Genomic DNA, 25,087 nt, shown 5'->3' with positions numbered 1-25,087 from the left:
AAATCGAAATTTCAAAGGGTATGTAAAAGGAGGAGATTTATTATGCCTATTAAGAAATCAACGACAAAAGCAGCTGCGACAGAGGCTGTGAAGACAACGACCGAAGAGAAGAAGACAGAAGCAGTGAAAGCTGTTGAACCAGCAAAAACCGCAAAAACAACCGAGAAAAAACAGCCTGTAAGACGTGCCGCTGCCAAGAAAGCTGTAGCTGAGAAAAAAGCCGCTGAAAAACCTGCTGCAAAAGCCGCAGAGGCAAAGAAATTTGTCTATGTTCAGTGCATGGGCAATGAATACAAGGTTGAAGATATTGAGAATCGTGTAAAAAAAGCATGGATGGACGAGACCGGAAAAAAAGAGAGCGACATCAAAGAAATGCAGATTTACATCAAACCGGAAGAGAACGCTGCTTACTATGTGATCAACAATGAATACAAAGAAGGCGGCAGCAAAGTAGATTTATAAGAACTTTTCAGTTGGTTTTATGTAAAAGGAAAAGAGGGAGCTCCTTCATCTGGAAGAAGCGCCCTCTTTTTTTGAATGAAGGCTCATTCAATTTTTGCTGAACAGATCAATGTTCAGAACTTTTTAGCTTTTGATTAAAGCTGGGTAGAACCGTTAGACATCGGAGTAGATCCTCCGCTTGACATCTGTCTTTCCTGTGCTTCGATCATTTTCTTAACCATATAACCACCAACGGAACCGTTCTGTTTGGAAGTCAGGTTTCCGTTGTAACCGTCTGTAAGCGGTACACCTAACTCGTTGGCTACCTCATATTTGAAACGGTTTAATGCACTCTTTGCTTCGGGTACTGCTGCGCTGTTAGAAGAATTTGTGTTAGACATGTTTTTCTTCCTCCTTAAATGTTTTGTTTTTTTGTTACAATGGTAGTATGTGATTTATTGATATTTTTACACCTAGAAGTTCTTTCAAGTTTTGACAAATTTTGTGAATTGTATTACAATAGTGATTCGGTGAATAAAACAATTAATTTGCGCAAGGGGATTTGTATAATTCTGTAAAATATGTATAAAATTTAAAATAATAATTGCAGTTAGTTGTTATATTTGCTATAATTGTTCTGATAAAAGAAAATGAGGATGATAGAATATGAATGTTGGTATTATAGCGCACAACAGCAAAAAGCCTCTGATTGAAGATTTTTGTATTGCTTATAAGAATATTCTGGCAAAACACCAGGTCTATGCCACCGGAACCACAGGCAGAAGGATTGAGGAAGTGACCAATCTGCATGTCCACAAGTTCCTTCCGGGAAGCATGGGCGGAGATAAGCAGTTTACAGAGATGATAGAGCGGGGAGATATAGATATGGTGATCTTCTTCTATAACCCGGCTATGATCGATCAGAAAGAACCGGATGTCTACCAGATATCCCGGTGCTGTGACCAGTACAATATCCCGATCGCTACGAATATCGCCACAGCAGAATCCCTGATACTGGGACTTGACCACGGGGATTTGGACTGGCGGCTGAATAAGTAGAGAAAAGGAATTACAACAAGATGAGAGTGATTGCAGGAAGTGCAAAGAGTATGCCCCTCAAGACAATCCCCGGTACGGACACCCGGCCGACCACCGACAGAATCAAGGAGACGCTGTTTAATATATTGCAGCCATACCTGTGCGACTGCCGGTTCCTGGATATTTTTTCAGGCAGCGGTGCCATCGGAATTGAAGCATTGAGCAGAGGGGCATATTCGTGTGTCTTTATAGAAAAAAATAGAAAAGCGGCAGAGTGTATCCGGGAAAATCTAAAATTTACCCGGCTTGCTGACAATGCAGAACTTTACTGCCAGGACGTATTTTCCGCCCTGAGCGTTCTGGAGGGCAGTGAGCCCTTCAGCTGTATTTTCATGGACCCTCCCTATAACAGGGAACTGGAAAAACAGGTGCTTTCGGTGCTTTCCAAAGCCTCCTATGTGGATGAGGACACCCTGATCGTGGTGGAAGCTTCCTTAGAGACACCCTTTGATTATCTGGATGAGTACGGCTTCACAACGGTAAAAGACAAGAGATACAAGACGAACCGGCACATTTTCCTGAGAAAGGCATGAGATACGAGCGATGGTGAGAGCAATTTATCCGGGCAGCTTTGACCCGGCAACCTTTGGACATCTAGACGTGATAAAGAGAGCGGCGGAGCTTTTTGATGAGGTAATTGTTGGAGTTTTGATGAATTCTGAAAAAAGTCCGTTGTTTTCTGTGGAAGAACGTGTTAATATATTAAAGAAAGTGACGGCGGATATCCCGAACCTGAAGGTGACATCCTTTTCAGGTCTGTCGGTGAATTTTGCCAGAAGCTGTGATGCCAAGGTGATTATCCGCGGTCTGCGGGCAATTACCGATTTTGAATATGAACTGCAGATGGCGCAGACCAACCGGGTGCTGGCTAAGGACGTGGATACCATGTTTCTGACTACCAGCCTGGAGTACGCTTACCTGAGTTCCACCACTGTAAAAGAAGCCGCTTATTTCGGTGCGGATATTTCCCAGTTTGTTCCGGAATATGTCGTTGAAAAAGTGAAAGAGAAATACGCACAAAAGGAAAAAAAGTAAGAATACAATAAGGAGAATGATTATGAGTAGCAGAATTGAACAGATTATCGAAGAAATTGAAGAATATGTAGAGAGCTGCAAATATCAGCCATTGTCCACTACCAAGATCGTAGTGAATAAGGAAGAATTAGAAGAACTGCTTCGTGAACTGCGTATGAAGACTCCGGATGAAATCAAGAGATACCAGAAGATCATCAGCAATAAGGATGCGATCCTGGCTGATGCGCAGGCGAAAGCAGATGCGATCATCGCTGAGACGAAAGTCCAGGTACAGGAGATGGTAAAGGAGTCTGAGGTAATGCAGCAGGCATACGCTCAGGCTAACGAGACAGTGAATACGGCCAACCGCCAGGCACAGGAGATTATTGATGCAGCGACAAACGATGCCAACAATCTGCGTCTCAGTGCGATTTCCTATACAGACGAAATGATGGCTAATATGGGTCAGATCATGGCTAACACTCTTGAGGATGCCGGTTCCAAATATAATGAGTTTGTCCGTTCTCTGCAGGCATCTCTGGATGTGATCAACAGGAACAGAAGCGAGCTGCAGCCTCAGCTTGGAGGAGCAGCACCGGTACAGGAAGCTGCACCGGAGGCCGAAGGTGTATCCTTGAATGACGATGATTTAGATGATTTTGATGAATAAGAACGCCAGAAGGCCTGTGAGCATAAAGTTTAAAAGCTTTGCCCATATGTAAGGCCCGAAGGACAGGTCTGTTTCCGCAAGCATGGATTTTGTCTGAGCTGCAATACAGATACCGCCGAAGGCAGTGATCCCCAGCAGCATGGGATAGAGAAGTGTAAGGCTCCAGCCGGTGCCTGCAAGGGCAGTGATCCCTGTGGTCATTTCCGTGATGCCGCACATGAGATACATAACCGGCCCAAAAGGTGCCAATACTTTTTTAATGACACCCTGGAAGACAGAAAAGAGGATGATATATCCTCCCAGCTTTGTAATGGACTCAAATCCGTTCATAATAGAGGTATCCAGAATTTCTCCCAGAGGGGATTGGACGGATATCTCTTTTTCATTGCCTTCAGGGCGGTCAAGATCAGAGGCAACAGCCTGGCGGTCGGCCTTTTTCCGGAAGAAAAGGCAGCACAGGTAGTTGGCAAGATAAATGATACAATACGTGGGAAGGATCAAAGCCTTTTGCCCCAGTGTCTGGAGACAGACATAGGAGGAGAGAAAGGATGGACCGGGGTGATTGGCAAAAGTGAGCAGATATTCCGCCTCTCTTTTGGAAATCCGTTTTTCGCGATAGAGGTCAGCGGTCACCTTGGCGCCCATGGGGTAGCCGCAGACAAGGCCCAGGATCAAAGCATAAGCCCCGTCACAGGAGAGGGCGAAAAAATGGTGCCACAGTCCGGCAGGAACACGGATCCAGTTTTTCAATAGGTCGGTTTTGATCAACAGGTTAGAGATGATCATGAAAGGCAGCAGGGATGGCAGCAGGGTTTCAAACCAAAGCATCAGCCCGGAAGCCGCGCAGGTAAAGGAGGTATCCGGAAATACCAGAAGGAATGCCAGCATGATCAGGAAGGGGAGGAGGAAGAGGAAGCGTTTCATGGGGGCCTCTTGGATGTTTTTTTTAAGTATATGCGGTTGTTGGGGGAAATATAGTATTCATTTATAAGGGGGATGGGGGAGTGAAGGCGGACGGAAGCGTATGGGAGGAGGCTGGGGGAGTGAAGGCAGACGGAAGCGTATGGGAGGAGGCTGGGGGAGAGGAAGGCCGGGGAGCGAAGCGTTCCGCTGCCACGGAACTAACCTGCTCCCATTTACTAAATTCATCGGCAATGGCCTCTTCATTAAGTAACTGGGGCAGGTGGATTTCCGCGGCCGCTCCACTAAAACATCGCTCCCCGGCCTTCCTCTCCCCCAGCCTCCTCCCATACGCTTCCTGGTTTTCACTGAACCCGGAGATGTTGTGATGCGGGGGTGTATTGTTTTGGTAGGTGTGGAGAGTGATTCGCTGCGATAACGGATGTTCTTGGTCTTTTAGGTTGCATGATATTACTTTATATTACTTGATGTCACTTGATACTGCTTAAAAAATAAAGTGTAATTTAGGTTATTGATTTTTTTAAATGTGCAGAGCATGTTTTGTTTTTTTATTTTCCAAAAAACTATTGCTTGATATATCGTTCTGGGGAGGAGAACAGGGGCAGTGGGGGAAGGGGGCTGTGTCAGGGAGGTTAAGTGGAGGAGCCTGTGAGATCCACCGATTACGCAGACTTAGGCGCGAACCCACTGGTGAGCGTCTTAGTCGGAGTTATCGGTTAGCTCACTGGTTCCGGAACCTCGAGCGGACACAGCCCCCTTCCCCCGCTGCCCCGTCCGTGAGCCACCCCAACGAATCAAATAAAAACCAACCCTTAAGCCTTGCCAAGTGGAAGAGAATGTGACAAAATAGAAAACAGCAGAGGAATAAAATTACAGGAGGAATTGATATGTCAGTATTAGAGAATCTGAAACCGGAAAGAGTGTTTCATTATTTTGAGGAGATTACAAAAATCCCCCATGGTTCCGGCAATACGCAACAGATCAGCGATTATCTTGTGGCTTTTGCAAAGGAACACGGCCTACGCCATGTTCAGGATGAAAGCGGCAATGTGATCATATTTAAGGAGGCAGCCCCTGGGTATGAGAATGCCCCGGCAGTGATCCTGCAGGGCCATGTGGATATGGTTTGTGAAAAGCTTCCGGAGAGTACACATGATTTTAAGAAGGATCCTCTCACACTTTTTGTGGAGGGGGATATCATACATGCGGACGGCACCACTCTGGGCGGAGATGACGGCATCGCCGTGGCTTATGAGCTGGCTATCCTGGAGGATGAGAAACTGCAGCATCCGGCCATTGAAGCTGTGTTCACAGTGGATGAGGAGATTGGTCTTCTGGGCGCGTCTGCACTGGACACCGCTCCCTTAAAGGGAAAATACCTTATCAATCTGGATTCCGAGGAGGAAGGAATCCTCTGGGCAGGCTGTGCCGGAGGTATGACAAGTATCAGTGAACTGCCGGTAAATTATCAGGAGAGGACAGGTATCCGCTATGATATTAAGGTAGACGGGCTTCTGGGCGGTCATTCCGGTGCAGAGATTGATAAGATCCGGGCAAACGCCACACTGCTTATGGCAAGATTCCTCCATGAGTTCAGAGAATTTGGTGAATTTGGACTGATCTCCTTAAGCGGCGGTCAAAAAGACAATGCAATTCCGCGTCAGGCAGAGGCGTCTGTTTTGACAGGACAGGAGGACGGAGAGAGACTGGTAAGCTATGCAGCAGAATTTACACAGATGCTCAGAAAAGAATACACAGGTACGGATGAAGGAATCACAGTGACGGCTGTGTGCCAGGGGGAGAAGACCGAACAGGTACTTCATCCCGTAAGCCAGGAAAAAGTCATCTTCTTCCTTATGAACTATCCCAATGGAATCCAGAAAATGTGCGGTTTTATTGAAGGTCTTGTGGAGACATCCTGCAATGTGGGTGTTACAAGGCTGGATGAGGAGTGTCTGACCTGTTCCACAAGTGTGAGAAGCTCCGCGGGTTCTGCCAAGAAAGCACTGGCCGGGAAAATCCAGTATCTGACTGAATTTTTGGGCGGTGAATATCATGTGGAGGGAGATTATCCGTCATGGGAGTACCGTCAGGATTCTGCCCTGCGTCCGCTGATGGTTCAGGTTTATAAAGAAATGTACCAAAAGGAGCCGGCTGTCCAGGTCATCCATGCAGGTCTGGAGTGCGGATTGTTCTACGAAAAAATTCCGGGACTTGACTGCATTTCCATTGGGCCGGATATGAAAGATATCCATACTTCTGAGGAGACACTTTCCATCTCCTCCACAGCCAGGGTCTATGAATATCTGCTGGAAGTATTAAAAAGATTGAAGTAAATTGAAATAATTGGAATATTTTCCCCGGTCTGTTCATAAAATGATATGTACGGGTAAGAGCAGGATTTTATATGCTCTGGTACAGGCACAGCCGAATTTTATGTCAGATGGGGGAATTTTTGTGCGGAAATGGATACTGTTATTTCTGATCTTAGTGTTTGCGGATGTTTTTGCCATCAGTTCCCTGAAAGAACATGTTTCTCTGGAAGACCTGCGAAAAGCCGGCATTCCTGTGGGTGAAATGGAAAAGGCCGGTATATCTTTGGAGGAGATGCAGCTATATCTGCCCTTCTGGCAGGACATGGAGTTTTTTCCCCTTGCGGTCTGCCCCTCAGAGAGAAAAAATCCCTTTTCCTTTGCGGATACCTGGATGGAGGCGCGGAACTATGGCGGAAAGCGGAAACATGAAGGATGCGATATTTTCGGCAAGGAAATGCTTTCCGGATATTACCCCGTCATAAGCATCACGGACGGAACTGTGGAAAAAGTGGGGTGGCTCCCTTTGGGCGGCTGGAGGATTGGAATCCGGAGTCCGGGAGGAGGCTATTTTTATTATGCCCATTTAAGCGGCTACGGCAGGAAGTTTCAGGAGGGAGAAGCTGTGAGAGCAGGTGAGCTTCTGGGATTTCTGGGTGACAGCGGATACGGGGAAGAGGGGACCTGCGGAAAGTTTGCGCCCCATTTACATATGGGGGTATACGTGAGATACAAGGGGGATGAGGAATATGCCCTGAATCCGTATCCTGTGCTTGTATACCTGAAGGATTATACAAAGGAGATAAGTTACTGAATTTCTATGGTGAGAGCTATAGAAATATGCTATACTTAAAATACCTTACGCGAAAACCAGGCCGTTATAGGGAAAACAAAGCGCGCGGCTCTGGATACCCATTCGGGCACCCGCAAATTGTGCCGCATTCTATGCGGCTATGATAAGGGATAGAAAAACAGGCGCACTGGTAAGGAGTAATGTCTTATGGAGATACATTTATGGCGTGAACTGCTGATTCCGTATGAACTTGCTGTCAAAGAGCTGGTTATAAAATTCAACCATCTGAAGAAGGAGCACAAAGAAAAGGACCTGTACTCCCCCATTGAACAAGTCAGCGGAAGAGTAAAAACAATTAACAGTATATTGGAAAAAATGCAGAGAAAAAATATATCCTGGGCAGACCTGGAGGAGAAGGTGGAAGATATTGCCGGCATCCGGGTCATCTGTCAGTTTTATGAAGATATTGATAAAGTAGCTGAGATCATTAGAAAGCGCCAGGATATGCAGGTGGTGGAGGAGAAGGACTATCTCACGCACATGAAGGAGAGCGGTTACAGAAGCTACCATATGATCGTTCTGTATCATGTGGAGACCTTAGACGGCCCAAAAAATGTCAGGGCTGAGATCCAGATTCGGACACTTGCTATGAATTTCTGGGCTACCATTGAACATTCTCTGCAGTACAAGTACAAGGGGAATATGCCTCCACATTTAAAGGAGAGGCTGAATCATGCCGCTCAGTCCATACTGCTTCTGGATGAAGAGATGTCATCTGTCCGGAACGAGGTTATGGATGCCCAGAATTCCATGCTGCATCAGTCTAATCTGGTGTCTGGAATCCTGAATAATATTGAGAATCTATACCACTATTCCAACAAGAGGGAAGTGGCAAAAATACAGGATGAATTTTACAGGATTTACGAGACAAAGGATTTGTCCAGACTGGAACGGTTCTACCGGGAACTGGACATTATTGCTGAGGGCTATCGTGCCCAGGCAGTAGCTACAGAAGAAATTATGTAAAGGACGAGACAATGAATCTGCCGAGAGCTTATGAACAAGAGATGAAAGAATTACTGGGCACAGAGCTGGAGGCCTACAAAAAAAGCCTTGATCTGCCGGTCATGCAGGGACTGCGTGTCAATACATCAAAGATCACCTGCAAAGAATTTGAGGTTGTCAGCCCTTTTTCCCTGGAGAAGATCCCGTGGATACCCAATGGTTATTTTATAAAGGAAGAGGAGCGGGCGTCCAGGCATCCGTTTTATTATGCAGGCTTATACTATCTGCAGGAGCCCAGTGCCATGACGCCGGCCAGCCGTCTGCCTGTGGAACCGGGAGACTATGTGCTGGATCTGTGCGCAGCTCCGGGCGGAAAGGCCACGGAGCTGGGCAGCCGGCTTTGCAGAAGCGGGATGCTGTTTGCCAATGACATCAGCAGCAGCAGGGCGAAAGCTCTGCTGAAGAATCTTGAGATGGCAGGGATTCCCAATGTCTATGTGACCAGCGAAGACCCGGAGGTGCTTAAGAATAATTTTGCCGGCTTTTTTGACAAGGTGCTCATAGATGCCCCTTGTTCCGGTGAGGGGATGTTTCACCGGGAGCCGGGGATGATGGAATACTGGAAGGAAAGAGGCCCCATGGCCTATGTGCCCATACAGAAAAAACTCATTCTCCAGGGTGCCCGTATGCTGCGGGAGGGAGGAATGCTTTTGTATTCCACCTGTACATTTTCAAAAAGAGAGGACGAGGAAGTGATCGAATATCTGCTGCAGGAAATGCCGGATATGTGTCTGAAGGAGATCCTTCCTTACGAAGGATTCACAGAAGGCATGGGACTTAAAAAATGTGTCAGGATCTTCCCGCACAGAATGCCTGGAGAGGGGCATTTTCTGGCTCTTCTTAAAAAGGGAGGAGATGATCTTAATTCCCGCGGAACCTGCCTGAAGCCGGGAAAACTGCAGGCAGGAAAAGGAAACCCGCAGAAGATGCCGGACTGCGTGGAAGAGTTCCTGTCCCTTTTGTCATATCCTATAGACAGAAAGGATCTGAAACTGGACCGTGACAGGCTCTATCTTTTGCCGAACGGAGAGAGAATGCCTAAATTTCGGTATCTCCGTACAGGACTTTATCTGGGAGATGTGAAGAAAAACAGGTTTGAGCCTTCCCAGGCCCTGGCGATGGCTTTAAAGCCTGAGGAATTCATCTCCTGTATCCGGCTGGAGCCTGAGGATGTGCGGACAGTCAAATACCTGAAAGGGGAAACCCTGGATGTGTCTGATCTGCCGGTCAGGGAGAAGAAGGGCTGGCAGCTTGTATGTGTAAAAGATTATCCTCTGGGATTCGGCAAACTGGCAGGAGGAGTTCTTAAAAATAAATACTATGCCGGATGGAGATGGCAGTAATGGGAAAGATACGATTGGATAAATACCTGGCCGATATGGGGCTGGGTACCAGAAGCGAAGTGAAAAAGCTTCTGAAGACAAAACAGGTGACTGTGAACGGGGAGACTGTCACAAAGCCGGAGTTGAAAGTTGACCCGGACACAGATGAGATTTTATCCTCCGGGGAGAAAGTGGCATATGAAGATTTTGAGTATTATATGCTCAATAAACCTCAGGGCGTAGTCTCTGCCACAGAGGACAACAGGGATAAAACCGTGCTGGACTGTATACCTTCCAGGAAAAGAAAAGATCTGTTCCCGGTAGGACGGCTTGACAAGGACACAGAAGGGCTGCTTCTCATCACCAATGACGGTGACCTGGCCCATAGGCTTCTCTCTCCCAAAAAACATGTGGACAAGACATATTTTGTAAGGCTTAGGGATGAATTGACAGAAGAGGATTGTAAAAAGCTGTGTGAAGGTGTAGATATCGGTGAAAAAAATCCCACTCTGCCTGCCGTTGTCACCAAGACCAAGGAGGAGAGCAGGCAATGCTGCATCACCATCAGGGAAGGAAAGTTCCACCAGGTGAAGCGTATGTTTGCGGCTGTGGACAATGAAGTGGTATACTTGAAAAGGCTTTCCATGGGAAGCCTTATTTTGGATAAAACGCTGGAGCCGGGACAGTACCGGAAACTTTCCGGGGAAGAGATAGAAAGGTTAAAGAACAATGCTTGAAAATATCAATGCAGTATTATTTGATTTGGATGGAACCCTGGTGGATTCCATGTGGATGTGGAAGGCAGTGGATGAGGAATTTTTGGCTATGAAAGGGCTGGATATGCCGGAGAACCTGGAAGAGTTCCAGCAGGAGCTGGAGGGAATGGGATTTACGGAAACTGCGGCGTACTTTAAAGAACGTTTTGCGCTCCCGGATTCTCTGGAAACCATTAAAAGCACCTGGGTGGCTATGGCAGAGCACAAATACTGTCATGAGATTCCCCTGAAAAAAGGAGTGCGGGAGTTTTTAGGCTATTTAAAGGAGAAAAAAATTCCGGCGGCTATCTGTTCCAGCAACAGCATTGAGCTGATCCGGATGGTGCTGAAGGCTCATTCTATAGAAGAGTATTTTTCCGGCATCACCACCTGCTGCGATGTGCCTGCAGGTAAGCCGGCACCGGATGTATATCTGAAAACAGCAGCGGGCTTACATAAAAGGCCTGAGGAGTGTCTGGTATTTGAGGATGTTCCCATGGGTATCCTGGCAGGGAAAAATGCCGGTATGAAGGTCTGTGCCGTGGAGGATGCCTTCAGTGCACCGCAGGCGGACAAGAAGAAAAACCTGGCGGATTATTATATTGATGACTATTTCCAGGTGATGGATCACACATATGAGGTGCTGCTATGACAACAGGATTTTTGCCGGTGACAAGGCAGGAGATGGAACAAAGGGGAATCACGCAGCCGGATTTTGTCTATGTGAGCGGGGATGCCTATGTGGACCATCCTTCTTTTGGAACAGCTATCATTACCAGACTTCTGGAAGCTTACGGTTACAGTGTGGGGATCATTGCCCAGCCTGACTGGAGAGATGAGAAAAGTATCTCTGTGTTCGGGGAGCCGCGTCTGGCTTTTCTGGTGTCAGCGGGCAACATGGATTCCATGGTGAACCACTATACAGTTTCCAAAAAACATCGCGGCACAGATGCCTATTCTTCCGGCGGTCAAATGGGGCTTCGCCCTGACCGGGCAGTTATTGTATACGGCAATCTGATCCGCAGGATATATAAGCATACACCTGTGATCATCGGCGGTATTGAGGCATCCCTGAGAAGATTTGCCCACTATGATTACTGGTCTGACTCCCTGAAGCGCTCTGTGCTTCTGGACAGCGGGGCAGATATGATCTCTTACGGCATGGGAGAAAAAAGTATCCTTGCCATTGCAAAAGCTTTGAATGAAGGGATTCCCATAAGTGAGATCCATGATATACGTGGTACGGTATACCGTACAAAAGAACTGCCGAAAGGTGTTCTCCTGCCGTCCTATGAGGAGCTGTGCAGGGATAAAAAAGCTTATGCCGAGAGCTTCCGCATACAGTATGAAAATATGGACCCTTTTACAGGAAAAGCCTTGGCGGAGCCTTATGATAAGCAGGGATATCTGGTGCAGAACCCGCCGTCTAAGCCCCTCACACAACAGGAGATGGACGAAGTTTATGATCTGCCCTATACCCGCACGTATCACCCCATGTATGAAAAGATGGGGAAAATCCCTGCTATCGAAGAAATCAAGTTCAGTCTTACCAGCAACCGGGGATGTTTTGGAGGCTGCAATTTTTGTGCCCTTGCCTTTCATCAGGGGCGGATCGTACAGACAAGAAGCCATGAGTCCATTGTGGAGGAGGCTGTTCTGTGCACGGAGGAAAAGGATTTTAAGGGATATATCCACGATGTTGGGGGCCCCACAGCAGATTTCCGCCATCCCGCCTGCAAAAAACAGATGACAAAAGGTGTCTGCAAAAACCGGCAGTGCCTGTTTCCAAAACCCTGCAAAAACCTGGAGGCAGATCACCAGGATTATCTGGAGCTACTGGGAAAACTGCGGGAGATACCAAAGGTTAAGAAAGTGTTTATACGCTCCGGAATCCGTTTTGACTATGTGGAAGCAGACCGGGACGGGAAATTTTTGGAGGAGCTTGCCCAGTATCATGTAAGCGGACAACTGCGGGTGGCACCGGAACACGTTTCCGACAAGGTGCTTTCCTATATGGGCAAGCCGGAACATGCTGTGTATGAGAAGTTTCTGAAGGATTTTGAACAGGCCAATGCGCGCACAGGCAGGAAACAGTACGCAGTGCCCTACTTTATGTCCTCCCATCCGGGATGTACCATGAAGGAGGCTGTCAAGCTGGCGGAATATGTGCGGGACATGGGATTCATGCCGGAACAGGTGCAGGATTTTTATCCCACACCCTCCACCATGTCCACCTGTATGTATTATACCGGTCTGGACCCAAGGACCATGGAGCCGGTATACATACCGAAAAATCCTCATGAAAAGGCTATGCAGCGCGCACTGATCCAGTATAAAAATCCCGCCAACCGGGAACTTGTAAAAGAGGCTCTTATAGCAGCGGGAAGGACCGATCTGATAGGGACAGACAAAAAATGTCTCATCCGCACAGGAAAAGGTGCTGATACAAAGGACAGGGAATCCCGGAGCAGAGAAGGAACAAAGGATCAAAGAAATACCCGGAAAAAGAAAACCATAAGAAATATCCACAAAAAGAAGAGTAGGTGATAGTTTGAAGATAGCAGTCATAACCGGAGCATCCTCGGGTATGGGGAAGGAGTTTGTGCGTCAGCTTGCCTATCATTACGGCTGGCTGGACGAAATCTGGGCCATTGCCAGAAGAGGAGAAGTTCTGGAAGAGCTGAAGAAGGAAATCTGTATAAAAGTCCGTGTGATCCCCATGGATATTACAGACAAAAATAGTATAGGAAAATTAAAAGGAATGCTCAGGGAATACAAGCCCTATGTAAAATATCTGGTAAATGCGGCAGGCTTTGGGGTGCACAGAAGTGTGGAGGTGACACCTGTGGAAGACTGTGCAGAGATGGTGGATTTAAACTGCAGGGCATTGACAGAGATAACAAGGATTTTTCTGCCATATATGAGACAGAAAAGCCATATTGTTATGGCTGCTTCCGCGGCTGCCTTTATCCCTCAGCCGCAATTTGCGGTTTACGCTGCCACCAAAGCTTATGTGCTCAGTTTCTCACGGGCCCTTGCCAGAGAACTCAGAGACTATATTGCAGTGACCATTGTCTGCCCGGGACCGGTTGATACGGAATTTTTGGAAAATATAGGTGGAAAGAGCCGTATGCCGTCCTATAAGCGCAGATTTATTGCAAGTCCTCAGGCTGTGGTGAACCAGGCTATTATAGACGCGGCCAGGAAAAAAGAGATTTCCATTTATGGATTTTCTATGAAATGTTTTTTTATCCTTTGCAAAATTGTCCCACATAGGGTATTATTAAAGATTGTAGAACTTATTTACTAAAAGACACATATGAGGAGACAGATTTTCAATGGAAAAAAAGAAGAAGATCAGAAAAGGTGATTTCGGATATATTTCTTCCCAGAAGAAAAAGAGGATCTTATACACCGTTCTGGCTTTTATAGCCCCTCTTACCGTTTTTTTTACAGGTCTTTTGATCAAGGGGAACAGAAATACAGTCTTTACAGTAGTGGCAGTGGTGGCCTGTCTGCCCGGCTGTAAATTCGCGGTGAGTATGATCATGATGTTTATGCAGAAACCAATGTCCGAGAAGGATTTCCGGCAGATCGAAAAACATAAAAACGGTCTGATCCTGGGCTATGAGCTGGTCATATCCGCATATGAAAAACAGACCTTTTTGGATTCTGTTGCCGTATGCGGCAACACAGTGGTGGGATATACCAGCCGTGAAAAATCTGATATACCTTTTGTAGAGAAGCATATCCAGTCGATTCTCAGACAGAATGGATACTATGTGAATGTAAAGATTTTCCGGAAACTGCCGGATTATCTGAACCGTCTGGACTCTCTGTGGGAGCACAGGGAATCTCTGGAAAAGGACATCCGCTTTACACCGGATGAGACATATCCGGATCTGACCAGAAACGAACTGATTCTGCATACGATCTATGCAATTTCCCTCTAGGAGGAGTACATGAGAGAACTGACAGTCAAAGCAGGGGAGAGTGGGCAGCGTCTTGACAAATATCTTGCAAAATATTTAAAGGAGGCACCAAAAAGCTTCCTCTATAAAATGCTCAGGAAGAAGAATATCACACTGAACGGAAAAAAAGCGGATGGCAGTGAGAAGCTTCAGGCGGAGGACAGTATCCGCCTTTTTCTTGCGGAGGAGACGCTGGAAAAATTTATGGGCGCTGAGACGGAAGCCCATACCTGCCGCCTGGATGTTATCTATGAGGATGACCATGTGCTGTTTATCAATAAGCCTGTGGGAATGCTTTCCCAGAAGGCGGATAAGAAGGACATTTCATTGGTAGAATATTTGACCGGATATCTTCTGGAAAAAGGAGCACTGACCAGAGAAGATCTGAAGACTTTTCATCCGGCAGTCTGCAACCGCCTGGACCGCAATACAAGCGGCATTGTGGCAGCAGGCAAAACCATAGCCGGCCTGCAGATACTTTCCGGGGCTTTTAAGGATAGAAGCCTGCATAAATATTATCTTGCACTTGTGGCAGGACGTGTGGCGCATCCATCCTATATAAAAGGATACCTGTGGAAGAATGAGCGGACCAATAAGGTCACTGTGACAAGAGAGCAAAAGAAAGACGCGCTCCCCATAGAGACCCGTCTTCGGCCTCTTTCTTATTCTGAAGAGGGGGACTGCACTCTTCTGGAAGTGGAACTTTTGACAGGGCGCACCCACCAGATCAGAAGCCATCTGGCCAGCATCGGGCATCCCATCATTGGAGACATGAAATACGGCAGCAGACAGATCAACGAAGTATACAGAAAAAAATATCAGGTGTCCTCCCAGCTCTTACATGCCTGGAGGATTGAGATGCCGTCTGTTCTGGGGGAACTTCATTACCTGTCCGGACTTAAGCTGACGGCAGAACTGCCTGCATTATTTAAAAAAGTCATCAAAGGGGAGAAACTGAAATGAGCAGACAATACAATGGGCCTTCCATTATGGAGGAACTCTGGGAATATATAAAAATGATCATATTTGTGGTAGTTGTGGTTTTTATAGTCAACAATGTGCTGTTGATAAATGCCAAGATACCATCAGAATCTATGGAAGACACCATCATGACAGGGGACCGTATCTTCGGTAACCGCCTGGCATACATAAATAAAGACCCGCAGCGTTTTGATATCGTGATCTTCAAGTATCCCGATGATGAGACACAGCTTTTTATCAAGCGTGTCATAGGACTGCCCGGGGAGACAGTGGAGATCAGGGATGGAAAGGTGTATATTGACGGTTCCGAGACACCTTTGGATGACAGCTTTACACCGGAACCGCCGCAGGGAGACTGGGGACCGGAGGTAGTTCCGGAGGGGAGTTATTTTATGCTGGGCGACAACAGGAACCGCTCCAAGGATTCCCGCTTCTGGACCAATACCTTTGTAAAAAAGGAAAAAATCCTGGGCAAAGCTGTTCTCAGGTACTTCCCGTCACCGAAGCTGATAAAATAGTCAGGCGGAGGTGAAAAATCTTTACGGATATGATAGAAACTGAGGAGGAATGGAGATGGCGACCTGGAATTCCAGAGGCCTGCGCGGTTCGGCGCTGGAGGAGTTTATCAATGAGACCTGTGCGCGCTACAGGGAGAAGAATCTTGCCCTGATACAGAAGGTCCCCACCCCCATTACACCTGTACGCATAGATAAAGAGGGCAGGCATATAACGCTGGCTTATTTTGAGAAGAAAAGTACAGTGGATTATATCGGTGTGGTACAGGGGATTCCGGTCTGTTTTGACGCAAAGGAGTGCAATACGGACAATTTTCCCCTGCAGAATATCCATGCCCATCAGGTTGAATTTATGGGGGATTTTGAGAGGCAGCAGGGAATTGCGTTTTTGATACTCTTTTTCACCCACAGAGATGAGCTTTATTACATGCCATATCGGGAAATGTACCGTTTTTGGATGCGGGGGCAGGAGGGTGGAAGAAAGCATTTTAAGTACGAAGAGCTGAACCCGGACTGCTTTTTAAAGAGAAATAAAAATTTCCTGGTGCCTTTTCTGGAGGGGGTTGCCTGGGACCTGGAAGGCAGGGAAATATAAAAGAGTTGTATTTTTTAACTGAATGGTGTATACTGAATGAAAAGTATGTGTCCGTGAAGAAAGAAATGAAGTATACAGGTAGAACAGCCGTATCCGTCTTTAATTGGCAGATTAGGCTGTTTTTTTCTATGGATTGCCGGCAGGACCGGCTCTTTATTCTGGCTCTATGTCAATAGTTGGGGTGGGATTCTTTGAATCCCGCTCCTTTACTACATTTAGGGCCATTTTAATGTTTGGGTCTATAATTCATGTTTTTGGGCATGCCAAATAAGCCTCTTGCCAGTCGTCCGTTTTTTAGATAGAGCAGTGTATAATTCTTGTACGGAATCTATTAAAGTTACGTATTCCGAAAGATAGTCTTTTTAGCACCTTGATTTTATTATTGTAACCTTCAGTAGGACCATTTGTATATTTGTATTTAAAAGCATTTAAAATACCTTCTGACCAGTTTCTATAAGTTTTTGCACAGTTCTCAAACTCGGGTATTCCTGATTTCTCTGCAGACTTAACCCACTCCCAGAAAGCTGTTCGCTGATAGGAGTACTTCTCGCTCTGGCATATCTCATAAAACCATTCCTTAAGAGTATGAGCCAATCTCAAGTCATCGTTATAAAGTAGCATAAGATCGCACGCTTTCTTGTTTTCATCCTTAAGCTTAGCATATCGAGTAAGAATTAACTTTCGGCTGCGTTTATAGTATCTTCTGAGGTTTACAGGCATTGTTTTCTGGAGCCTTTTCCTCACATTTTCAATTGCCCAAGTTACATACCGGATGAAATGATATTTGTCTATAATGATTGTGGCATTAGGGAAGTAAGCTCTTGCTAAGTCTACGTAGGGCTGCCACATATCACAGACAAAGAACTTCACACGGTGGCGCTCAGCTCGGTTTGTTTCTCTGAAATAGGAAATCAAATGGCTCTGCGTTCTGTCCGGTAGGATATCAAGAATACGGTGTTTCTTGGCATCTAAAAGAATACATTGGTACTTTCCGGCGTCTGTATTACCCTTAAATTCATCAATTGATATACACTCTGGAAGAGAGGGTGTAGAATAATTAATGGTGTCCAAAAGTCGGGTAACGGTGTTAACTGAAACATTTGTTGTATCTGCAACGGACTTTATACTCACAAGATTTCTAAGTAGGTCAATTATCTTGTAGGATAAACGTAAAGTCTGCCGTTGATAGGAAGGTAGAAAATGATATTTCTCCATAAATCGTTTACCGCATTTACAGACATATCGCCTTTTCTTAAGTATTAAATATGTATGTTTCATTTGGAACGGTAGATCCTTAATCTTTTGATACCGATAATCATGAATGCGTTTGGTTTGGTTGCCGCACTCAGGACAAGTCTGTAAGGAAGGATCTGTTTGAATAAAAATCTTTACATAATGATCCGCATGCACAACTTTTTTTATTATAACCCCTTCTAAATCTAAGAGATTTTTGGTACAATTAGAGTGCATTTTTGAAACCTCCTTTAAAATGTTAGTTTTGGATGACCGGCATTTTGGGGAGGCTTCTTTTATTTTATAACAAAAAATGAATGTTGAAAATACGTTATTCACATACCCCAACATTCATTATAGAACCTTTATTCTATTAAAAATATTTAGGACTACATGAAGAAAGAGGTATTATTTGAATAAAACAACAAAAAAACAAAAGGGCGGGGTGAAGATCATTCCCCTTGGGGGACTTGATAAGATCGGCATGAATATTACTGCTGTGGAGTATAACGATACCATTATCGTCATCGACTGCGGAATATCTTTTCCGGATGATGATATGCTGGGAATTGATAAAGTGATCCCGGATGTGACCTATCTGATCGAAAATAAGGAGAAGGTGAAAGGATTTGTGATCACACATGGCCACGAGGACCATATCGGCGCACTGCCTTATATCCTTCCCCAGATCAATGTGCCGGTCTATGCCACGATGCTTACCATGGGGCTTATTGAACATAAGCTGGAGGAAGCAAAGCTGATGAAAAAGACAAAACGCAGAGTGGTGAAACAGGGCGGTCAGATCAACCTCGGAGAGATGCGCATAGAATTTATCAAGACCAACCACAGCATCGCAGGCGCTTCTGCTCTGGCGATTTATACACCGGCGGGAATCGTTTTCCATACAGGTGATTTTAAAGTGGATTACACTCCTCTGTTCGGGGAATCTATTGATCTGCAGCGGATGGGTGTTTTGGGAAAGAAAGGGGTGCTGGCAGTCATGTGTGACAGCACCAATGCCACACGTCCTGGATTCACCCCTTCGGAGACCAAGGTGGCAAGGACATTTGATACTCTCTTTGCGGAAAACAAGCAGAACAGGATCATTGTGGCTACCTTTGCCTCCAATGTAGACCGTGTCCAGCAGATCATGGATACTGCGTATAAATATGGAAGAAAAGTTATTCTGCAGGGCAGGAGTATGGAGACTGTGATCAAGATAGCGGAGGAACTGGGCTATGTGACAGTTCCTGAAAAGACGCTGATCTCCATTAATGAGATGAACCGCTACCCGGATGAAAAACTGGTGTTCATCACCACGGGAAGTCAGGGAGAGGCCATGGCAGCGCTGTCAAGAATGGCGGATTCCACCCATAAAAAAGTTGTCATCAAGCCGAACGACGCCATTATATTCAGCTCCACACCTATTCCCGGTAACGAGAAGGCGGTTTCAAGGATCGTCAATGAACTGACCAGAAAAGGCGCAAATGTTATCTTTCAGGACACCCATGTGTCGGGTCATGCCTGCCAGGAGGAGATCAAGCTGATCTATTCTCTTCTCAGACCAAAGTATGCCATCCCGGTGCATGGAGAGTACCGCCATCTTATTGCGGGAGGAAATCTTGCAAAAGACCTTGGAATAGAGGATGACCATGTATTTATCCTGGAGGCCGGGGACGTATTGGAGCTTTCTGAAGAAAAGGGAAGGGTAGTGTCAAAGGTCGCTGCAAGAGGTGTCTATGTGGACGGTCTTGGCGTTGGTGATGTGGGCAATATTGTGCTCAGAGACAGACAAAGCCTATCAGAGAACGGAGTGATCATCGTATCACTGGCCTTAGAGCGGAAAACAGGAAAACTTCTGTCAGGTCCGGATATTATTTCCAGGGGCTTTGTCTATGTGAGAGAATCTGAGGACCTTATGCGAGAAATGAGGAAAGTAGCGGCAAAGGCCATCGAAAAATGCGAGATGAAGAACCAAAGAGAATGGGGCCAGATAAAGACAGAGATAAGGGACAGCCTTGATGATTACTTATGGAAAAAGATCAAGAGAAGTCCTGTTATCCTGCCGGTTATTATAGAATTATAGGAATTGTGGGTTTTGTAATCCATGGAGATTAGGTAAAAAAGGTACTAAAGACCGCATTGGAGCTGCTGCACGTAAAAAGTGTATCGGCTCCTTTTTATATAACAGCCAGACAGAGGATATGTTATAATATAAAAAAGAGACAGAGAATTTCTGACGGAAAATGTATGGATATGGACAGGAGAGAGAGGGGGGAAGCCATATGTGGAAAAGAGCAGAACTGAAAAGGCGGGGAAGAGAAAATTTTCGGAAGAATTACTGGCCTGCGGCAGCGGTTTCGCTGGTACTTGCGGTTATGATGACAAATATCGGAGGGCCGTATCTGATCCGCGGGGAAAAATATAACCTGGTGTCAATCCTGTGGACAGACCTTCTGATTCCCTGGAAGTTTCAGACAGGCATCGGGATCGTATTGATCCGGGATATCCTGTATATATTTATCTTTGCCGTAATTGAAGTGGGAGGCGCTGCGTTTTATATCAGGAACAGGGAAGAGCAGGCAAAAGCGGGCCTGGTATTCTCCGGATTTTTTGACGGCAGATATAAGAAGTATATGAAGGGCATGTTCATGATGCATCTGGAACTGATTTTCTGGTATCTGATGCTGCTGGTTCCGGGAATCATAAAATCTTATGCCTTCCGCATGGTGCCTTATCTGCTGGCAGAAGATCCGGATCTTACGTTCGCAGAGATGCTGCATATCAGCGAGGAGATGATGCGCGGACAGAAATGGAAAGCATTTCTTCTGGATGTATCCTTCCTGGGATGGAGGGTGCTTACCACATTGACTCTGGGAATAGCCGGAATCTTTTTTACAGGCCCATACATAGATGCAGTGAATGCGGAGCTGTACGCAGTGCTCAGGGAAGAGCGGAGGGTACAATACGACGCGGACAGCGCAGTTATTGGGGTTCATCCCGCCCATCGTGAATAAGAAAGCTTTCCAGACCGGCTTTGATAAAGGAATCAATCGTCTTTTGGATCTGCCGCCAGTCATTACACTGGTTGCGGAGCGTCAGTTTATTGATGGTCAGACAGCCGTTCATCTGAAAATAAAAAACCGCCTCAGCCTGTTCAAAGGTGAGCAGGCTGTGCGACATCAGCCAGGTCACATAGCCTTCCTTGTACACATCCGCTATTTTGTCAATGATCCTGGAGGAAACAATGTCATCCAGAAAAAGCACCTGGTACTTAGGGGTGCTGTGTACTTTGCGGCAGAAAGGAAATGTGCAGTTGGAAGCTGTGCGGTTGGGGCACAAAAGATGTTCTTCCAGGCTTTTTGTATCCTTCAGCATTTCTGTGAGAATGTCATCCAGCACATCGTCCATATCGTAATAGTGCAGATAAAAAGTGCCCCTGTTGATCTCCGCCAGCTTACAAATTTCCGTGACCGTAATCTTGGAAAAGGATTTTTTCTCCAGCAGTGCCAGAAAAGTGTCCTTGATCGCCTGACGGGTGTATTTTGTGCGGCGGTCTTCTTTTCTTACTTTTGTTTCCATTTCTTACCTCCAAACTATTTTCACAGACTTATGAAATATCTGTCAGAAATGAACAATTCTTCTGATCTGTTGATAAAATGAACAGATTGCAGAGATTGATGATTGTAATTTTTATAATTACAATTATAATCAATTATAGAAAGAAATCAACAGGTTGTTCAGAAATTTGGAGGTAAATATATGGGACATGTTATAGCAGTTGCCGGAAAAGGCGGCGTGGGCAAGACAACTTTATGCGGTCTGCTGATCCAGTACCTATGCGAGAGCGGGAAAAAACCGGTTTTGGCAGTGGATGCAGATGCAAATTCAAATCTAAATGAAGTTCTCGGAGTTAAGACAGAGATCACATTGGGTGAGCTGCGTGAGGAAATAGAGCGGGCAGGGGTTGACAGCAGGTATCAGATCCCCGCGGGTATAACAAAACAGGATTACCTGGAAATGAGGCTGGCAGATGCCATTACGGAGGAGGACGATTACGATCTGATGGTGATGGGCCGTACTCAGGGTCAGGGATGTTATTGTTTTGTGAATGGTTTGGTCCAGACACAGATACAGAGACTCCAGAGCCACTATCCCTATATCGTAGTGGACAATGAGGCAGGTATGGAACACATCAGCAGGGGGATACTGCCCACAATGCAGACCGCGATCCTGGTCAGCGACTGTTCCAGAAGAGGTGTACAGGCAGCGGGGAGAATCGCCCGTCTGGTGGAAGAACTGAACTTTAAGCCCCAGAAAATGGGTCTCATCGTAAACCGCGCACCCGAGGGCAGACTGGATGCGGGAACTATGGAAGAAATACAAAAGCAGAACCTGGAGCTTCTGGGAGTGATTCCCCATGATGACATGGTTTACCGTTTTGATTGTGACGGCAGACCCACCATACAGCTTCCGGCAGATTCCCCGGTACGGGCAGCGCTGAAAGAAATTGTGGAGAAATTAGATTTCAGATAAAATAAGGGGGGAATAACAGGCCTTGACATTTATGGGAGAGTATAATACAATGAGTTTAAACATTTGAACGCGAGGAGGAGCAGGATGAGTAAGCGAACATTGAGTATTTTATCAGAATGCATTCCGATCTTTACAATGCTGCAGGATGAAAACAGGCAGCAGATTCTTATGCTCTTATTTGATAAAAAAGAAATGTCGGTTACAGAGCTTACACAGCAGCTTTCCCTGTCAAGGCCTGCAGTTTCCCATCATTTGAAATTACTCCTTGACAGTAAGCTGGTTGAAGTGACAAAAAATGGTAAAGAGAGGATTTACCGTTTGAACATGGATACCGCTGTCAGACAATTAAAATCTTTGCTGGCTTCTCTGGAAGAAGACATCAATATGACACCTGAATAAAAGGTGTTATATTTTTAGAAAATACGTTTAAATGATTAAACCTATAAACATATAAAATATAAATATATAAGTATACAGGAGGATTTTCTTATGAGCAAAAAAACGATCGCAATCGTGACAGGGGCAAATGGCGGACTCGGAAAAGAATTTGTCAAGCTTCTTTTAAAAGAAGAGAACGTATCAGAGATATGGGCGATTGCCCGTAACGAGGAAAAATTGAAACAGCTTTTGAAGGAATCAGGAGATGGGAACATACGAACATTTTCTATGGATCTATCAGACAGAGCCAGCATTGCTGAAATTGAAAAAGAGCTTCATAACAGCGCTGTGACTGTTAAATATCTTGTGAACAATGCTGGCTTTGCAAAGTTCTGTTCCTATGGCGATATCAGTATTGAGGAGTCACTGAATATGATTGATTTAAATATAAGCGCAGTTGTAGCCCTGGGATTGGTCTGTATCCCTTATATGGAGAAAGGAAGTCATATCATCAACATTGCTTCTCAGGCTTCTTTCTTTCCTCTTCCCTATCAGAACATTTACAGCTCAACAAAAGCTTTTGTACGCAATTACACCAGGGCCTTGAATGTGGAATTAAAGAGCAGGGGGATATACGCCACTGCCGTTTGCCCTGGCTGGATGAAGACAGGGCTGTTTGACAGAGGGTTGATCGGTGCAAAAAATGGCACAAATAAGTTCTCAGGCATGGTTACACCCGATGTTGTTGCCGCCAAAGCATTTGTGGACGCTAAAAAAGGAAAAGACATTTCTGTATATGGATGGTATGTAAAAGCCACACATCTGCTCTCTAAGGTGATGCCCCAGAAAATAATGATGAAGGTATGGGTGAGACAGCAGAATATCAAGACTCCTCTGTCTTAAATATCCGGTTCAACATCACAACAGACGCGATGGACAGCACGAATTCAGCAGCAAACTGTGCGTATGGCAGTCCATACAGAGGAAACAGGTAATTCAACACATACAGTGCCGGGATCTCCAGAAGGATCTTCCGCAGAATGGCAAAAGCAAGGGCTGAACGGCCATGCCCCACTGCCTGGAACACGCCCACCGCGATAAAGTCCAGGCAGAGGAAAGGCAGGCAAAGACAGGCACCCCGAAGGAACCTGGTACCGTAAGCAATAATACTTTCATTGTTCATAAAAGCACGGATGATGGGACCTGCTCCAACGCTGAACAGGATCAGTACCACAACCATCAGAGGAACAACGGTCCGGATCGTAAACATGATACATTCTTTCATTCTCTTCTTGTTCCTGCTGGCATAATTATAGCCGATCAGCGGCATGACCCCCTGAGAAAATCCAAAGGCCACCTGCAGCGGCACCATATTCACCTTCTGGGCAATCCCCATTGCCGCCACTGCATGAGCGCCAAAGGGGGAGGTAAAGTTATTTAAGATGGTCATGCCGGTTACATTGAGCAGGTTCTGAATTGATGCGGGTACCCCTACGCCGCATATCCCCAATACAATTTCCTTCTGAAAACTGAATTTCTTCGGAGAAATACATACCACGGTACTTTTTCTGCGCACATACAGCAGCACGAAGAAATAGCAGCAGGCCACACAGTTTGAGAGAAAAGTGGCGAGACCCGCACCTGCCGCTCCCATATTTAGTCCCCATGGGAGAATAAAGATGGGGTCCAGTATAATATTTAAAAGACATCCGCTCATAGTGCCTATGCTGGCATGCAGGGAAGCCCCCTCCGCACGCACCATATAAGCCATTACCACATTCAGGATCGCCGGAGTTGCACCGCACATCACCGTCCAGCGCAGATAACCCAAAGTGGCCTCCGATGTATTGGCCTGGGCTCCAAGTACGGTCAGCAGCGGACTTTGGAAGGAAAAACACAAAAGGGAGAACAGCAGACCGGAAATCAGGGAGCAGTAAAAACCAAACGCAGAGCTTCTCCTTACTTTATCATAATTCCTTTGGCCAAGAGCACGGCTCATCATACTGGAACTCCCGACGCCGAACAGGTTGTTCACTGCATTGAATGCCAAGAGACCCGGCGCTGCCAAAGTCACCGCAGCATTCTGCGCCGGGTCATTCAGCATTCCCACAAAATAAGTATCTGCCAGGTTGTAGATAACCATGACAAGTGAGCTTAGGACCGTTGGGATCGACAACTGCATGACAGCTTTGGGGATTGGTGTTTTTTCAAATAAAAGTATTTTCTGGTCATCTGCCATTTTTTTATTTCCTCCTTTATGAAAAGTACGGCGCTCGCTGGGATTTCCGCACATAACTCTTTTTCCAACGGGATACTTCCGTCAGCAAAACATTTAAATAAATTATATCATGTATAAATGCGAAAGAACAGCATGGAAAACGGATTCGCCGTTCATGCAGCTTTCTAACATTTCTGTAAGGTTACTGGAAATACTGGGAAGGAGGTGAAAAATAAGTTATAATCATACAGAGGAATAATGGGTGAAGA

Annotated in this window: 28 protein-coding genes; 23 read left to right on the top strand and 5 right to left on the bottom strand. The window is 45.9% G+C overall.

Going from position 1 to position 25,087, the window contains the following annotated elements; genetic code table 11:
• The first annotated feature begins 42 nt into the window (after positions 1-42).
• Positions 43-462: a DUF6465 family protein gene (locus BLCOC_RS15835; RefSeq protein ID WP_029468805.1), complete on the top strand. Its 420-nt coding sequence runs from the start codon at positions 43-45 to the stop codon at positions 460-462.
• A gap of 134 nt (positions 463-596) precedes the next feature.
• On the opposite strand, the gene BLCOC_RS15830 is transcribed toward BLCOC_RS15835, so the two are convergent.
• A complete protein-coding gene (locus tag BLCOC_RS15830) occupies positions 597-842 on the bottom strand; it encodes an alpha/beta-type small acid-soluble spore protein (RefSeq protein WP_018598013.1) in 246 nt (81 codons plus the stop codon).
• A 265-nt stretch (positions 843-1,107) separates the two neighbouring features.
• Here BLCOC_RS15830 and BLCOC_RS15825 point away from each other — a divergent pair, with 265 nt between their 5' ends.
• Genes BLCOC_RS15825 through BLCOC_RS15810 form a run of 4 tightly spaced genes read left to right on the top strand, consistent with a single transcriptional unit; the run spans position 1,108 to position 3,223 of the window.
• On the top strand, positions 1,108-1,500 hold the full coding sequence (locus BLCOC_RS15825) for a methylglyoxal synthase (protein ID WP_018598014.1): 393 nt from the start codon (positions 1,108-1,110) through the stop codon (positions 1,498-1,500).
• Positions 1,501-1,520: 20 nt separating this feature from the next.
• Complete coding sequence (gene rsmD, locus BLCOC_RS15820) at positions 1,521-2,072, top strand: 16S rRNA (guanine(966)-N(2))-methyltransferase RsmD (RefSeq protein ID WP_115622736.1); 552 nt, start codon at positions 1,521-1,523, stop codon at positions 2,070-2,072.
• A gap of 10 nt (positions 2,073-2,082) precedes the next feature.
• Positions 2,083-2,574: a pantetheine-phosphate adenylyltransferase gene (coaD, locus tag BLCOC_RS15815; protein WP_018598016.1), complete on the top strand. Its 492-nt coding sequence runs from the start codon at positions 2,083-2,085 to the stop codon at positions 2,572-2,574.
• Between the two features lie 22 nt (positions 2,575-2,596).
• Entirely contained in the window at positions 2,597-3,223 is a 627-nt protein-coding gene (locus tag BLCOC_RS15810) for a hypothetical protein (RefSeq protein WP_018598017.1), read from the top strand.
• Here the strand turns inward: BLCOC_RS15810 and BLCOC_RS15805 are convergent.
• Positions 3,203-4,147: a sporulation protein gene (locus tag BLCOC_RS15805; RefSeq protein ID WP_115622735.1), complete on the bottom strand. Its 945-nt coding sequence runs from the start codon at positions 4,145-4,147 to the stop codon at positions 3,203-3,205. The genes BLCOC_RS15810 and BLCOC_RS15805 overlap by 21 nt on opposite strands.
• A gap of 80 nt (positions 4,148-4,227) precedes the next feature.
• Between BLCOC_RS15805 and BLCOC_RS15800 the strand changes: the two genes are divergently transcribed.
• The 13 genes from BLCOC_RS15800 (at position 4,228) to BLCOC_RS15740 (ending at position 16,453) form a co-directional block, all read left to right on the top strand.
• The gene (locus BLCOC_RS15800; RefSeq protein WP_165907269.1) at positions 4,228-4,512 is read left to right on the top strand and encodes a hypothetical protein; all 285 of its coding nucleotides are present in this window, start codon (positions 4,228-4,230) and stop codon (positions 4,510-4,512) included.
• Between the two features lie 519 nt (positions 4,513-5,031).
• Positions 5,032-6,480: an aminoacyl-histidine dipeptidase gene (locus BLCOC_RS15795; RefSeq protein WP_115622733.1), complete on the top strand. Its 1,449-nt coding sequence runs from the start codon at positions 5,032-5,034 to the stop codon at positions 6,478-6,480.
• Positions 6,481-6,601: 121 nt separating this feature from the next.
• Entirely contained in the window at positions 6,602-7,270 is a 669-nt protein-coding gene (locus BLCOC_RS15790) for a M23 family metallopeptidase (RefSeq protein ID WP_242998961.1), read from the top strand.
• A gap of 186 nt (positions 7,271-7,456) precedes the next feature.
• Positions 7,457-8,275, top strand: coding sequence for a GTP pyrophosphokinase (locus BLCOC_RS15785; RefSeq protein ID WP_115622731.1), 819 nt, complete (start codon positions 7,457-7,459; stop codon positions 8,273-8,275).
• Positions 8,276-8,286: 11 nt separating this feature from the next.
• Positions 8,287-9,657: an RsmF rRNA methyltransferase first C-terminal domain-containing protein gene (locus BLCOC_RS15780; RefSeq protein WP_115622730.1), complete on the top strand. Its 1,371-nt coding sequence runs from the start codon at positions 8,287-8,289 to the stop codon at positions 9,655-9,657.
• The gene (locus tag BLCOC_RS15775) at positions 9,657-10,373 is read left to right on the top strand and encodes a pseudouridine synthase (RefSeq protein ID WP_115625419.1); all 717 of its coding nucleotides are present in this window, start codon (positions 9,657-9,659) and stop codon (positions 10,371-10,373) included. The genes BLCOC_RS15780 and BLCOC_RS15775 overlap by 1 nt, the downstream gene beginning before the upstream one ends.
• Entirely contained in the window at positions 10,366-11,043 is a 678-nt protein-coding gene (locus BLCOC_RS15770; RefSeq protein ID WP_115622729.1) for an HAD family hydrolase, read from the top strand. Before BLCOC_RS15775 ends, BLCOC_RS15770 begins: the two co-directional genes overlap by 8 nt.
• Positions 11,040-12,938: a YgiQ family radical SAM protein gene (locus BLCOC_RS15765; RefSeq protein WP_115622728.1), complete on the top strand. Its 1,899-nt coding sequence runs from the start codon at positions 11,040-11,042 to the stop codon at positions 12,936-12,938. The genes BLCOC_RS15770 and BLCOC_RS15765 overlap by 4 nt, the downstream gene beginning before the upstream one ends.
• Positions 12,939-12,942: 4 nt before the next feature.
• A complete protein-coding gene (locus BLCOC_RS15760; protein WP_026255730.1) occupies positions 12,943-13,701 on the top strand; it encodes an SDR family NAD(P)-dependent oxidoreductase in 759 nt (252 codons plus the stop codon).
• Between the two features lie 28 nt (positions 13,702-13,729).
• Entirely contained in the window at positions 13,730-14,344 is a 615-nt protein-coding gene (locus BLCOC_RS15755) for a hypothetical protein (protein ID WP_115622727.1), read from the top strand.
• 9 nt (positions 14,345-14,353) lie between these two features.
• Positions 14,354-15,325, top strand: a complete 972-nt coding sequence (locus BLCOC_RS15750; RefSeq protein WP_115622726.1) for an RluA family pseudouridine synthase — start codon at positions 14,354-14,356, stop codon at positions 15,323-15,325.
• Entirely contained in the window at positions 15,322-15,861 is a 540-nt protein-coding gene (gene lepB, locus BLCOC_RS15745) for a signal peptidase I (RefSeq protein WP_018598029.1), read from the top strand. The genes BLCOC_RS15750 and lepB overlap by 4 nt, the downstream gene beginning before the upstream one ends.
• Before the next feature lie 55 nt (positions 15,862-15,916).
• On the top strand, positions 15,917-16,453 hold the full coding sequence (locus BLCOC_RS15740) for a Holliday junction resolvase RecU (protein ID WP_115622725.1): 537 nt from the start codon (positions 15,917-15,919) through the stop codon (positions 16,451-16,453).
• Between the two features lie 294 nt (positions 16,454-16,747).
• Here the strand turns inward: BLCOC_RS15740 and BLCOC_RS15735 are convergent, their stop codons facing one another.
• Positions 16,748-17,923: an ISL3 family transposase gene (locus BLCOC_RS15735; RefSeq protein WP_115622724.1), complete on the bottom strand. Its 1,176-nt coding sequence runs from the start codon at positions 17,921-17,923 to the stop codon at positions 16,748-16,750.
• 175 nt (positions 17,924-18,098) lie between these two features.
• Here BLCOC_RS15735 and BLCOC_RS15730 point away from each other — a divergent pair, with 175 nt between their 5' ends.
• Complete coding sequence (locus BLCOC_RS15730) at positions 18,099-19,772, top strand: ribonuclease J (protein WP_029468815.1); 1,674 nt, start codon at positions 18,099-18,101, stop codon at positions 19,770-19,772.
• Positions 19,773-19,971: 199 nt separating this feature from the next.
• Complete coding sequence (locus BLCOC_RS15725; protein WP_165907274.1) at positions 19,972-20,703, top strand: DUF975 family protein; 732 nt, start codon at positions 19,972-19,974, stop codon at positions 20,701-20,703.
• Here BLCOC_RS15725 and BLCOC_RS15720 read toward each other — a convergent pair.
• Positions 20,672-21,268: a TetR/AcrR family transcriptional regulator gene (locus tag BLCOC_RS15720; protein ID WP_018598033.1), complete on the bottom strand. Its 597-nt coding sequence runs from the start codon at positions 21,266-21,268 to the stop codon at positions 20,672-20,674. The two genes, BLCOC_RS15725 and BLCOC_RS15720, sit on opposite strands and share 32 nt — an antisense overlap.
• Before the next feature lie 180 nt (positions 21,269-21,448).
• Between BLCOC_RS15720 and BLCOC_RS15715 the strand changes: the two genes are divergently transcribed.
• From BLCOC_RS15715 to BLCOC_RS15705, 3 genes are all read left to right on the top strand, one after another.
• A complete protein-coding gene (locus BLCOC_RS15715; protein ID WP_018598034.1) occupies positions 21,449-22,222 on the top strand; it encodes an ATP-binding protein in 774 nt (257 codons plus the stop codon).
• Between the two features lie 84 nt (positions 22,223-22,306).
• Positions 22,307-22,621: an ArsR/SmtB family transcription factor gene (locus BLCOC_RS15710; RefSeq protein ID WP_018598035.1), complete on the top strand. Its 315-nt coding sequence runs from the start codon at positions 22,307-22,309 to the stop codon at positions 22,619-22,621.
• Positions 22,622-22,711: 90 nt separating this feature from the next.
• Positions 22,712-23,503: an SDR family NAD(P)-dependent oxidoreductase gene (locus BLCOC_RS15705; protein ID WP_115622722.1), complete on the top strand. Its 792-nt coding sequence runs from the start codon at positions 22,712-22,714 to the stop codon at positions 23,501-23,503.
• Here BLCOC_RS15705 and BLCOC_RS15700 read toward each other — a convergent pair.
• Positions 23,484-24,839 (bottom strand): MATE family efflux transporter, encoded by a 1,356-nt coding sequence (locus BLCOC_RS15700; RefSeq protein ID WP_115625418.1) that lies wholly within the window; start codon positions 24,837-24,839, stop codon positions 23,484-23,486. The genes BLCOC_RS15705 and BLCOC_RS15700 overlap by 20 nt on opposite strands.
• Positions 24,840-25,087: the final 248 nt, after the last annotated feature.

This window comes from Blautia coccoides (assembly GCF_034355335.1).
GTDB lineage: Bacteria > Bacillota > Clostridia > Lachnospirales > Lachnospiraceae > Blautia > Blautia producta.
Note: the sequence above shows the minus strand (reverse complement) of the source record. Positions and strands in the feature narration are given on the sequence as shown.

What these genes read in the sequence shown, in the direction of transcription:
- BLCOC_RS15810 (WP_018598017.1), top strand. Translation starts at nt 2,597, where the DNA reads ATGAGTAGCAGAATTGAACAGATTATCGAAGAAATTGAAGAATATGTA.
- BLCOC_RS15765 (WP_115622728.1), top strand. Translation starts at nt 11,040, where the DNA reads ATGACAACAGGATTTTTGCCGGTGACAAGGCAGGAGATGGAACAAAGG.
- BLCOC_RS15795 (WP_115622733.1), top strand. Translation starts at nt 5,032, where the DNA reads ATGTCAGTATTAGAGAATCTGAAACCGGAAAGAGTGTTTCATTATTTT.
- BLCOC_RS15835 (WP_029468805.1), top strand. Translation starts at nt 43, where the DNA reads ATGCCTATTAAGAAATCAACGACAAAAGCAGCTGCGACAGAGGCTGTG.
- BLCOC_RS15705 (WP_115622722.1), top strand. Translation starts at nt 22,712, where the DNA reads ATGAGCAAAAAAACGATCGCAATCGTGACAGGGGCAAATGGCGGACTC.
- BLCOC_RS15825 (WP_018598014.1), top strand. Translation starts at nt 1,108, where the DNA reads ATGAATGTTGGTATTATAGCGCACAACAGCAAAAAGCCTCTGATTGAA.
- BLCOC_RS15805 (WP_115622735.1), bottom strand. Translation starts at nt 4,147, where the DNA reads ATGAAACGCTTCCTCTTCCTCCTCCCCTTCCTGATCATGCTGGCATTC.
- lepB (WP_018598029.1), top strand. Translation starts at nt 15,322, where the DNA reads ATGAGCAGACAATACAATGGGCCTTCCATTATGGAGGAACTCTGGGAA.
- BLCOC_RS15725 (WP_165907274.1), top strand. Translation starts at nt 19,972, where the DNA reads ATGTGGAAAAGAGCAGAACTGAAAAGGCGGGGAAGAGAAAATTTTCGG.
- BLCOC_RS15785 (WP_115622731.1), top strand. Translation starts at nt 7,457, where the DNA reads ATGGAGATACATTTATGGCGTGAACTGCTGATTCCGTATGAACTTGCT.
- BLCOC_RS15740 (WP_115622725.1), top strand. Translation starts at nt 15,917, where the DNA reads ATGGCGACCTGGAATTCCAGAGGCCTGCGCGGTTCGGCGCTGGAGGAG.
- BLCOC_RS15755 (WP_115622727.1), top strand. Translation starts at nt 13,730, where the DNA reads ATGGAAAAAAAGAAGAAGATCAGAAAAGGTGATTTCGGATATATTTCT.
- BLCOC_RS15750 (WP_115622726.1), top strand. Translation starts at nt 14,354, where the DNA reads ATGAGAGAACTGACAGTCAAAGCAGGGGAGAGTGGGCAGCGTCTTGAC.
- BLCOC_RS15780 (WP_115622730.1), top strand. Translation starts at nt 8,287, where the DNA reads ATGAATCTGCCGAGAGCTTATGAACAAGAGATGAAAGAATTACTGGGC.
- BLCOC_RS15710 (WP_018598035.1), top strand. Translation starts at nt 22,307, where the DNA reads ATGAGTAAGCGAACATTGAGTATTTTATCAGAATGCATTCCGATCTTT.
- BLCOC_RS15720 (WP_018598033.1), bottom strand. Translation starts at nt 21,268, where the DNA reads ATGGAAACAAAAGTAAGAAAAGAAGACCGCCGCACAAAATACACCCGT.
- rsmD (WP_115622736.1), top strand. Translation starts at nt 1,521, where the DNA reads ATGAGAGTGATTGCAGGAAGTGCAAAGAGTATGCCCCTCAAGACAATC.
- BLCOC_RS15715 (WP_018598034.1), top strand. Translation starts at nt 21,449, where the DNA reads ATGGGACATGTTATAGCAGTTGCCGGAAAAGGCGGCGTGGGCAAGACA.
- BLCOC_RS15700 (WP_115625418.1), bottom strand. Translation starts at nt 24,839, where the DNA reads ATGGCAGATGACCAGAAAATACTTTTATTTGAAAAAACACCAATCCCC.
- BLCOC_RS15775 (WP_115625419.1), top strand. Translation starts at nt 9,657, where the DNA reads ATGGGAAAGATACGATTGGATAAATACCTGGCCGATATGGGGCTGGGT.
- BLCOC_RS15735 (WP_115622724.1), bottom strand. Translation starts at nt 17,923, where the DNA reads ATGCACTCTAATTGTACCAAAAATCTCTTAGATTTAGAAGGGGTTATA.
- coaD (WP_018598016.1), top strand. Translation starts at nt 2,083, where the DNA reads ATGGTGAGAGCAATTTATCCGGGCAGCTTTGACCCGGCAACCTTTGGA.
- BLCOC_RS15830 (WP_018598013.1), bottom strand. Translation starts at nt 842, where the DNA reads ATGTCTAACACAAATTCTTCTAACAGCGCAGCAGTACCCGAAGCAAAG.
- BLCOC_RS15770 (WP_115622729.1), top strand. Translation starts at nt 10,366, where the DNA reads ATGCTTGAAAATATCAATGCAGTATTATTTGATTTGGATGGAACCCTG.